The organism is Microvirga sp. GN3 (assembly GCF_055792825.1).
In genome coordinates this window covers 1-9,919 of record NZ_JBVVAK010000231.1, presented here as the reverse complement: position 1 = coordinate 9,919, position 9,919 = coordinate 1, and the positions used below count along the sequence as shown (strand labels likewise).

9 protein-coding genes and 1 pseudogene are annotated in these 9,919 nt (G+C 64.7%); 7 read left to right on the top strand and 3 right to left on the bottom strand.

Annotated elements, in window-relative coordinates:
- Positions 1-214 (top strand): hypothetical protein (locus ACS5Q1_RS44335; protein WP_473104192.1); only part of this gene is annotated, 214 nt, incomplete at its 5' end.
- A 225-nt stretch (positions 215-439) separates the two neighbouring features.
- On the opposite strand, the gene ACS5Q1_RS44330 is transcribed toward ACS5Q1_RS44335, so the two are convergent.
- From ACS5Q1_RS44330 to ACS5Q1_RS44320, 3 genes are read right to left on the bottom strand one after another with little or no spacing between them, the layout of a single operon-like run.
- Positions 440-637 carry a hypothetical protein gene (locus ACS5Q1_RS44330; protein WP_473104191.1) on the bottom strand — a complete coding sequence of 66 codons (198 nt, stop codon included), beginning with the start codon at positions 635-637 and terminating at the stop codon, positions 440-442.
- 37 nt (positions 638-674) lie between these two features.
- Complete coding sequence (locus ACS5Q1_RS44325; RefSeq protein ID WP_473104190.1) at positions 675-3,797, bottom strand: efflux RND transporter permease subunit; 3,123 nt, start codon at positions 3,795-3,797, stop codon at positions 675-677.
- Complete coding sequence (locus tag ACS5Q1_RS44320) at positions 3,797-4,906, bottom strand: efflux RND transporter periplasmic adaptor subunit (RefSeq protein ID WP_473104189.1); 1,110 nt, start codon at positions 4,904-4,906, stop codon at positions 3,797-3,799. Before ACS5Q1_RS44320 ends, ACS5Q1_RS44325 begins: the two co-directional genes overlap by 1 nt.
- 87 nt (positions 4,907-4,993) lie before the next feature.
- On the opposite strand from ACS5Q1_RS44320, the gene ACS5Q1_RS44315 reads away from it, so the two are divergent.
- From ACS5Q1_RS44315 to ACS5Q1_RS44290, 6 genes and pseudogenes are all read left to right on the top strand, one after another.
- A complete protein-coding gene (locus ACS5Q1_RS44315; RefSeq protein WP_473104188.1) occupies positions 4,994-5,611 on the top strand; it encodes a TetR/AcrR family transcriptional regulator in 618 nt (205 codons plus the stop codon).
- A gap of 183 nt (positions 5,612-5,794) precedes the next feature.
- Positions 5,795-6,234, top strand: a pseudogene (locus ACS5Q1_RS44310) (beta-ketoacyl synthase N-terminal-like domain-containing protein); the annotation flags it as partial.
- An 11-nt stretch (positions 6,235-6,245) separates the two neighbouring features.
- Positions 6,246-7,598 (top strand): ATP-binding protein, encoded by a 1,353-nt coding sequence (locus tag ACS5Q1_RS44305; protein WP_473104187.1) that lies wholly within the window; start codon positions 6,246-6,248, stop codon positions 7,596-7,598.
- Positions 7,595-8,332: a response regulator gene (locus tag ACS5Q1_RS44300; protein ID WP_473104186.1), complete on the top strand. Its 738-nt coding sequence runs from the start codon at positions 7,595-7,597 to the stop codon at positions 8,330-8,332. Before ACS5Q1_RS44305 ends, ACS5Q1_RS44300 begins: the two co-directional genes overlap by 4 nt.
- 219 nt (positions 8,333-8,551) lie before the next feature.
- Positions 8,552-8,761, top strand: a complete 210-nt coding sequence (locus tag ACS5Q1_RS44295; protein WP_473104185.1) for a hypothetical protein — start codon at positions 8,552-8,554, stop codon at positions 8,759-8,761.
- A gap of 86 nt (positions 8,762-8,847) precedes the next feature.
- On the top strand, positions 8,848-9,657 hold the full coding sequence (locus ACS5Q1_RS44290; protein WP_473104184.1) for a substrate-binding domain-containing protein: 810 nt from the start codon (positions 8,848-8,850) through the stop codon (positions 9,655-9,657).
- The last annotated feature ends 262 nt before the right edge of the window (positions 9,658-9,919 follow it).

Genomic DNA, 9,919 nt, shown 5'->3' with positions numbered 1-9,919 from the left:
CCAGATGCGCGCGGATATCCATGATGGCCAGGAGCAATCGCTCCACATGGGCCGGATCCATGAGCGCAAGACCAACCTCGCCATCTCGAAAAGCCTCTTGCGACGCACGGCCGGTCCATACATTGGGTCAACTTCGGTAGTCGCACGGGTCGGAATGAAGGTCTGCTCGTCCCCCGAGTGCGGAAGTACGGCTAAGGTCAGCCCCGTGCCATGAGCGGTCCTTCCCTAAACCCGCAATCTCAATCCGTTGGTGGCAGTCTCCGTTTCAGCCGCGGTACCGAAGCGCCTCGACGAGGAGCCTGAAGGCCCGCGAAGACTGACGGCGCTGCGGATAATAAAGGTGGTACTCGCGGTGCTGTTCTGCTCAGGAAAACGCTTTCCCGCCGGAGGTCGAGCGTCGATCGGCCTGCCGCATCGCATTCGACGTTCGATGTCAATGCTACGCCTCTTTTCCGGACGCATCCTGGTAGCCTGGCGGCGCGTCAGGAAACCTGTCGAGACGACCCTCAAGACGAGCAATCTTGCTCTCCAGGTGCCGCACCCGGGCTTCCAGATTATGTAAGTGTTCGCCTCTCGGATCATCTATGCCGGAAAGCGCCTCGGAATACAGACGCATCTTCTCCAGAAACCAGTTCATCTTTCTTCCTCGTCTTTCGGATACTCTCAGATCTGCGCTATTCAGCGGCTGCAGCAACGACGGCAAGTCTCTGCGGCTCAGTGCCTTGCAGGGCCTCATGTTCCTCATCGACGACCTCAGGCTTGATCCGGAACCACGCCGCATAGAGGGCCGGCAAGAAGACCAGGATCAAAACTGTTCCAGCCGCCGTGCCGCCGATCAGCGTATAGGCCATCGATCCCCAGAAGACGGAGTGCGTGAGGGGGATGAAGGCCAGCACAGCGGCAAGCGCGGTCAGGATCACAGGCCTCGTGCGTTGCACCGTGGCCTCGATGATGGCGTGATAGGCGTCAAGGCCGGCAGTGCGGTTCTCCTTGATTTGTTCGGTCAGGATCAGCGTATTGCGCATCAGGATGCCGGCCAGTCCGATCAGGCCCAGGATGGCGTTGAATCCGAAGGGCTGGTTGAAGGCGAGCAACATCGGCACGACGCCGACGAGGCCAAGCGGTGCCGTCAGCAGCACCATGGCCATTGTCGCGAAGGATCGCACCTGCAGCATGATGACGATCAGCGTGACGGCGATCATGGCCGGGAAGACTTTACCCAACGCGGCGTTGGCCTTGGCCGCCTCCTCAATCGATCCGCCCAATTCGATGCGATAGCCGACCGGAAGGGATGCGATCAGCGGCTGAAGGGCCGTCATGATCTGCTTGGAAACCTCTGGAGGCTGGGTCGCCTCATTGATGTCCGAGCGGATCGTGATGACGGGCGTGCGATCGCGGCGCTTCAGGATCGGCTCTTCCAGACGGACCTCCGAATGGCCGATCTGGTCGAGCGGAATCTGGCGGCCGTCCCGGCTCATCAGTGAGAAATCCGCCAGACGCGTCGGATCCAGCCGCTCGCCGCCGGCGCTGCGGGCCACGAGGGGGACATTGCGGATGTCCTCGCGGACCTGCGTCACGGCGATGCCGGTGAGGAGGAACTGGAGCTGCCGGCCCACCTCCGCCGGCGAGAGGCCGATGAGGTTCAGTCGATCCTGATCCGGGATGAAGCGCAGCACGGGTGTGCGGTTGCCCCAATCGCGGTTGGCCTGCCGCACGTCCGGGACGCCGCGCATCGTATCAAGGGCTTTTTCAGAAATCGCGTACAGTTGCGCGGGATCAGGTCCCATGACCCGGAACTCGACCGGGAACGGTGTGTAGGGTCCGAACACAAGCTGCGTGACGCGCACATAGGCCCCGGGTGCGAGCCCCTGTGACACCGCCTCGCGGAGCCGGTGTTTCAAAGCCTCGCGCGCCTCGGCGTCAGGTGTCAGCACAACGATCTTGGCGAAGGCAGGATCAGGCAGTTCCGGCGCCATCGCGAAGAAGAAGCGGGGAGCGCCCTGACCGACATAGCTCGTGACGATCTTGGCCTCGGGCTGGTCGTCCAGCCAGTGTTCGAGCTTCTCGACTGTGGCGGTTGTCGTCTCGATGCTGGTGCCTTCCGGCAGGCGAACCTCCACCAGCACTTCGGGGCGGTCGGATGTCGGGAAGAACTGCTGTTTGACGGTGCCCATGCCGACGCCGGAAAGCGCGAAGGCGATGCCAACGATGCCGCAGGTGACGAACTTGTGGCGCACGGCAAAGGTGATCAGCCGGCGCAGGCGCCGATAGTTCAGTGTGTCGTAGATCGCATGGTGACCACCCTCGATCGGTTTGATCGCGGGCAGCATCTTGACGCCGAGATAGGGCGTGAAGACCACCGCGACGATCCAGGAGACGATGAGGGCGAACCCCACGACCCAGAAGATGTTGCCGGCGTATTCGCCGGCCGTCGAGCGCGCAAAGCCCACCGGCAGGAACCCGGCGATCGTCACGAGTGTTCCGGACAGCATCGGCGCCGCCGTGTGGCTCCACGCATAGGCCGCCGCCTTGATGCGGTCCATGCCCTCTTCCATTTTCACCACCATCACCTCGATGGCGATGATGGCGTCGTCCACGAGAAGACCAAGCGCTAGGATGAGGGCGCCGAGCGTGATGCGGTCGAAGAACCGACCGGTTTCGAGCATGATGAGGAATACAACCGCCAGCGTCAGCGGGACGGCGGCCGCCACGACGATGCCGACGCGCCAGCCCAGGCTGAGCAGGCTCACCAGCAGCACCACGCCGAGTGCCATCGCGAACTTCAGCATGAATTCGTCAACCGCCGAGGTGATGTTGACGGCCTGGTCGGTCACCTTGTCGAGTGTCATCCCGAGCGGTAGTGTTTGTGCGAGGGCCGCCGTCCTGTCCTCCAGCGCCTTGCCGAGCGCGAGGCCATCCCAGCCCTCCTGCATCACCGCCGCGAGCATGATGGTGGGCTCACCCTGACGTCGGATGAGGTAGGTGGGAGGATCTTCATAGCCGCGGCGGACCTCGGCGATGTCGGAGAGCTTCAGCGTCCGCCCCGCAGCGGCGATCGGCGTGTCGGCGATCGCCTGGACACTGTCATAAGCGCCGTCGATCCGGATGAAGACCCGCGGCCCCTGGGTGTCGATCGAACCTGCCGGTGTGACGGTGTTCTGCCGCTGCAAGGCGGCGACGATGTCCTGTGCCGATACGCCGAGGGTTGCCAGTTTGGCATAGGAGAATTCGACAAATATCTGTTCGGGTCGTTCACCGAGAATGTTGATCTTCTTGACACCGGGCACATGCAGAAGGTCCTGGCGGATCACCTCGGCCTGCCGAACCAGCTCACGCATCGGCATGCCCTTCGCCTTGAGGGCGTAAAGGCCGAAGCTCACATCCGAATATTCGTCATTGACGAAGGGGCCGAAGACGCCGGACGGCAGGTTGCGCGCTTCGTCCCCGAGCTTCTTACGGGCTTGGTAGAACTCCTCCTGCACGACCGATGGCGGTGTGCTGTCCTTCAGCGTAACCGTCATATACGCATAACCCGGCCGGGTGGTCGTCTCCACCCGGTCGTACCAGGTCAGCTCCTGTAGCCGCTTCTCCAACGGTTCGGCGACGAGGTCCTGCATCTCGCGCGCGGTCGCGCCCGGCCATGCCGTCGTGACCGTCAGGGTCTTGATGGTAAAGTTGGGGTCCTCCGCCCGTCCGAGCATGACGAAGGCATAGGCGCCGGCAGCCACCAGCAGGAGGATGAAGAACAGGGTGACGGCCCGTTCGCGAACGGCGAGAGCGGAGAGATTGAGGCTCATTAGTTGCTCCTGCTTTCCAACGCAGTCCTGACGCGAGCGCCCTCCTGCAGGCGATGAGCGCCGAGCGAAACAATCGGATCACCAGAGCTCAGTCCGGAGATCACGGCGGTTTCGCCGCTCACCCGAACAAGCTTGACGGGCTGAAAGCGTACGGTCGAGGTGGCGCTGTCCAACACCCAGACGCCGGTTCTCTGGCCATTGTCCAGCACAGCTCCAAGTGGCACTTCCACCTCCGGCTGGCTGGCCTGGTTCACCAACAGAATGGTCACCGTCGCGCCAAGCGGTGCGGCCGCGGCCTCGCCGTCGAGCACATAGCGGGCCTCATAGGTCCGGGTCTGGGCATCGGCGGCGTCTGATAACTGCCGGAGTTGTGCCGTATGGCGATGTCCGTCGCTTCCATACACGCGGGCCTCGGCCCTCGACCCGATCGCCGGCCGGATCGTTTCGGGAAGCGCGACCACCGCTTCGCGGGGGCCGGCCTGGGCAAGCCGAACCACGGTCTGGCCGGCGGAGACGACCTGTCCCGGCTCGCCAAGCGTTTCGATGACCGTTCCATCCGCGTCCGCCACCAGGACCGAGTAGGTCGCCTCGTTCTCGGCGACCCGTGCTTCAGCCTCGGCGGCGGCGAGTTGCGCCTCGGCTGTATCCGACGCGGCCTTGGCCTGCTCATAGCGCTGTCGGGAAGCCCATCCATTGTTGAGCAAACTGGCGTATCGCCGTTCATCTGCGTCCGTCTGAACGACGGATGCGCGCGCTGCGGCAACGGCGTTGCGCTTCGCCGTGAGCGCCAGGCGAAGGTCGGTTTCGTCGATCCGCATCAGCGGCTGACCGGCTTTGACCGGCTGACCGACATTCACAAGCCGTTCCACGATCTTGCCGGCGACGCGAAAACCGAGATTGCTCTGCACCCTTGCTCCGACGATGCCCGTGAAACTGCGTTCGGATCCGGTCACCCGCGCTGCCGTCACCAGTCTGACGATCGGCGGATCCTGCCGCGGGTCGCTCACGGCAGAGGCTTCCTGCGTAGGTACAGCAAGTGTGACGACTGCAGCTGCCCCTGACACCGCGATCAGGATGCCTCCCAGTACAACAGCGGGTCTCTTCTTCATGCCCGTCGCCTCGATAAAATTAGATTGCGTTCACACTCTATATCGGATATAGATTACGAATGCAATCTAAAAAAGAGGAGATCGGTGATGCGCGTGAGTCGCGTTCAGGCTGAGGAAAACCGGCAGACGGTCATCAACGTCGCGAGCCGCCTTTTTCGGGAACACGGCTTTGACGGCATCGGCCTGAAGGACCTGATGGAAGGTGCCGGGCTGACCCAAGGCGCCTTTTACAAGCAGTTTGAATCCAAAGACGATCTGGCGGCGCAGGCTTCCAGACGTGCGCTGGAGAATGCCCTTGGCCGGTGGTCCGCCGCTGCGCAGGCCAATCCGCAGGACCCGCTTGGAGCGGTCGTCGCGTTCTATCTCAGCATGGGGCACCGTGCAGAAAGGATGGACGGCTGCCCGGTGGTCGCGCTCGGCTCGGACGCTGCCCGGCAGGGCGCCGACGTAAAGGCGTCATTTGAAGCCGGCATCAGGGATTACCTCGAGATGCTCGGCGGCTGGATTGGCGAGGCCGGCGGCGAGAAGGGCGGCGGGCAGCCCGGCGGCAAGGCGATGGCCATTCTGTCGATGATGGTCGGTGCGGTGGTCCTCTCGCGTGCTGTCAACGACGAGCAGATGTCGAAGCGGTTCCTGCAAGCGGCCGCCGAGAGCGTGCTGACGGGATTGTCTGCCGGCGAGGCCCAAGAAGGACCACGCCAATGACGATGGATTCTCCGGCCGAAGCGCGCAGCGCAACTGTTTCAACCGCCGACCTTGTGGGCTGGTCCGGGCTTGAGCTCGTTGCGAGGCTGGCAGAAGCAAGCGGTGATCGCGAGCGCGTGTCCGTACAGGATTGAGCCACAGCTGGACAGCGCTGCCCACGTACCCAGATCGAGAGGAAGGTCGATGCGACGGATTGTTGTAACAGGTATGGGCGCGGTCACGCCCCTTGCCGCAGATGTCGAAACGTCCTGGTCGCGTCTCCTGGCCGGTTGCTCGGGCATCCGGAGGCTTCCGGACGATGTGGTGGGAGACCTGCCGGCGAGATCGGCGGCGTGGTTCCCTCCTTGGAAGAAGATCCGGACGCTGGTTTCGATCCGGATGCCGTGCTGGCGCCGAAGGACCAGCGCAAGGTAGACCGGTTCATCCTCTTCGGGCTCGCCGCGGCACAAGAGGCACTCGCTCAAGCGAAGTGGACACCCGTCTCGGAAGCGGATCGCTTGCGCACAGCCACGATCATCGCTTCGGGCATCGGCGGGTTCCCCGCCATCACCGAGGCGGTGCGCACGGTCGACCGGCGCGGCGTCCGCCGTCTGTCGCCTTTCACGGTGCCGTCCTTCCTCGTTGGCCGTCGCTGGTGGCCTGCCTTCTCAGCGCGCTGGCCTACAACTTCTTCTTCTACCCGCCGGCCTACGGGTTCACCGTGGCCGATCCGGCCAACATCGCCACTGTGTTCTTCTTCCTCGTCGTGGCGGTCATCACGAGCCATCTCGCCTCCCGGGCCCGGGCGGCGGCGCTTGCCGCGGCGAGCCGGGCCGCGACGACGGAGGCGCTGTACGCGTTCAGCCGCAAGATCGCCGGAATCGTCACGCTCGACGACCTGCTGTGGGCCACGGGGCAGCAGATCGGCTCGATGCTGCGGCTTGAGGTGGTCATCCTGCTCCCAGACGCCGATGGCAGGCTCGAGATCAAGGCCGCCTACCCGCCCAATGGTCACGCCGACGGGACCGATGCGGCCTCTGCCCGGCTGGCCTGGGACGAGAGCCGGGCGGCGGGACGGGGCACCGAGGCGTTGCTCACGGCGCAACACCTGTTCCTGCCCCTGCGCACCAGCCACGGGCCGGTCGGCGCGATCGGGGTCAGCCGGACCGGAGCACCGCTGAATCCCGACGAGGAGCGCTTGCTGGCGGCGCTCGTCGACCAGGCCGCCGTCGCGATCGAGCGCGTCCGGCTGGCCGCCGAGAGGGACGCGGCACGCCTTGCCGCCGAGACCGAACGGCTGCGCTCAGCCCTGCTGAGTTCGCTCTCGCATGACCTGAAGACGCCGCTGGCGTCGATCACCGGCGCGGCCACGTCCCTGCGCCAGTACGGCGAGTTCTACGATGCGGCCGCCCGCGAAGAACTCGCTGCCACGATCCAGGGTGAGTCCGAGCGCCTGTCCCGCTTCGTCGCCAATCTTCTCGACATGACCCGTCTCAAAGCCGGCGGCATCGAACTGAAGCGGGAGCCGGTCGATCTGGGCGAGGCGGTCGGCGCGGCCTTGCAGCGCATGCAGGGCGTGCTCGGCGAACACCAGGTGGCCGTCGATCTGCCGGCGGGGCTTCCCATGCTCGACCTGGACGTCGTGCTGTTCGAGCAGGTGCTGGTCAACCTCCTCGACAACGCCGCCAAGTATGCCCCGCCCGGTTCGACCGTCGCGATCGGCGCGGCCGGCGATGGGCGGACGGTAGAGCTCACCGTCAGCGACGAGGGGCCGGGCATCCCGCCCGAGGATCTGGAACGGGTGTTCGAGATGTTCCACCGCGTGACCAAAGGCGACCGGCAGCGGGCCGGAACCGGTCTTGGACTGTCCATCTGCCGCGGTTTCGTCGAGGTTCTCGGCGGGACGATCCGGGCGGCCAACCGGATCGACGGACCTGGGGCGGCGTTCACCATCACGTTGCCGGAGTCCGTGTTCACCGCCACGCCACAAGAGGATGCCGCCGAATGAACGCCCGTGGCAGCATTCCCCTCCTCGTCGTCGACGACGAGCCGCCGATCCGGCGGCTGCTCCGCACCAGCCGCGCGGTCCACGGCTACCGCATCCTGGAGGCCGGGAACGCCCGCGACGCGCTTGCCATCATCGCCCGCGAGGCGCCTGAGGTCATGCTCCTCGATCTCGGCCTGCCAGACCAGGACGGGCTGGAGGTGATCCGTCGGCTCCGGGCCACGGGATCGAAGGTAGCGATCATCGTCCTGTCAAGCCGCGGCGACGAGCCGGGCAAGGTGGAAGCGCTCGATCTCGGTGCGGACGACTACGTGACCAAGCCGTTCGGCATGGCCGAACTCGTCGCCCGCATCCGCACGGCGCTGCGCCACCGGGTCCAGCGGCACGGGGCCGAACCCCTGTTCACCCACGGCGACCTGTCCGTCGACCTCACCCGCCGGCGCGTGACGGCGCGGGGGGCGGAGGTGAAGCTGTCCAACAAGGAATGGGACATCCTGCGCCTGCTGGTGCTCCATGCCGGCCAGGTGCTGACCCACCGCATGATCATGCGGGAGGTGTGGGGGCCGAAGGTCGACGTGCAGTACTTGCGGATCTACGTGCGCCAGCTCCGCCAGAAGCTGGAGGAGCAGCCCGACCAACCCCGGCACATCGTGACGGAGACCGGGGTCGGCTACAGGCTCCAGACCGATACGAGGGTGCCGGAGGACGGGTTGGTGCACCGGACCAAGGTCGAATGAGGCTGCCTATGCACTCAGCATCGCGGAATATCGCATCCGGGTCAGGCGCTGAAGGTCTCTGGACCAGGGCGAGCAGCAGAGTTGCTCCTGGTTTGTTGAACGGCATACGCGCCCGGTGCTGCCCCCCGCGCGCGGAACGCAGGCCCAAGCAGCATGGTTGGTCTCGGCACCGGGCCAGCCGTCGCACAAGAGCCGCGCCCAACGAGAGGAACAGACGCCATGACCCACAAATTCAGGATCGGCCAGCTTGTGCGGCCAAAGGAACGGCTGCTTGAGAATACTGGGATCTACGAGATCCTGCGCGTTCTGCCATCAGGACCGGATGACGAGCCACTCTATCGGATCAAGGCCGCGACTGGGCCGATCCAGCGCGTCGTGCGTGAGGCCGACATCGTCCCTGCGTCGGCTTCGTCGCAGGTGACTGGCTGAACGGGAACCGTCCTCGGCGATCAGGCGAACCAGGAGCGACCTGGCTTATTGATGTTATGAATCCTGTCGAGGACACTGGAGGTCTTATGCTGCTGAACCGGACCGTCCTGGCTCTCGTGGTCACCACCCTCTTCTGCTTGGGTCAGGCCAGAGCGCAAGAGCGCACCGTCAGGGTCGGTGTGCCTACCGGACCTCTGGTTCAGCTCGTGCAGACCTTGGCTCCGGTGTTTCAGGCCCAGACCGGCATTGCCGTGACCGCCACCGAACTGAACCCTACTGCACTCCTGTCAGCCGCCGGTGCCGATGCGGCTCTCATTCCAAGCCGCCTCGCTGAAAGGCTCCAGCCGACAGGCCAAGCGTCCTCCCGGATCATCTTCTTCAGTGATGCCATTCTGGTGGGATCGCGGGCGGAGATGGCCCGCGTGCGGGGCTTGAAGGACATCAGGACCGCTTTGCGCTGGATCGCGTCAGCTCGCGGGACCTACATGTCCAGCAGCGCCGCGCTGGGTACGCGAGAGCTGGAGCTGTCCCTGTGGGAGAGCATCGGCGTCAACGTTCAGACCCGCTCGACTTGGTACCTCGAAGGCCGGGGCGATGAAGCCAGCATTCTCAGGCAGGCGGGCAACATGGGAGCCTACGTTCTGATCGAGCGGATGACCTGGGCGGCCCAGGAGAACCGACGCGGTCTCGAGGTGCTGGTGCAAGGGGACCCGGCCCTGCGCACCAGCTACACCAGTTCTCTGGTCAAAGGAGCTTCAGAGGAGGCGACCGCCTGGCACAACTGGCTGTCGTCCGAGCAGGCACACACCGTCATAGCGGGCTTCAGCCTGGGTGGTGTGCGGGTGTTTACGCCTGCGACCAGTCGCGATGGCGAGGAACTTCCCGCCAAGACATGACATCCCGCATTTGGTGGAGGACTGCCTTTCCCTATTGGTGCCGCTCCTGCGCATGGGCAAAAGTTTTCTAGGATCTTGGCACGCGTTTGCGGGAGCAATGAACTCCCGGAACGTCGCCTTCGGGTCAACAGCAGCCCTTAATACCAGGTCCCTGAAGGTCTGACTCGTTCGTGATTTCCAGGATTGCGGTGGGTGTGATTCAACTTGGTGAGCCAAGGAGGGTTGCCATGCCGATCCCACTCCGCTCTGACTTCGATGCTTC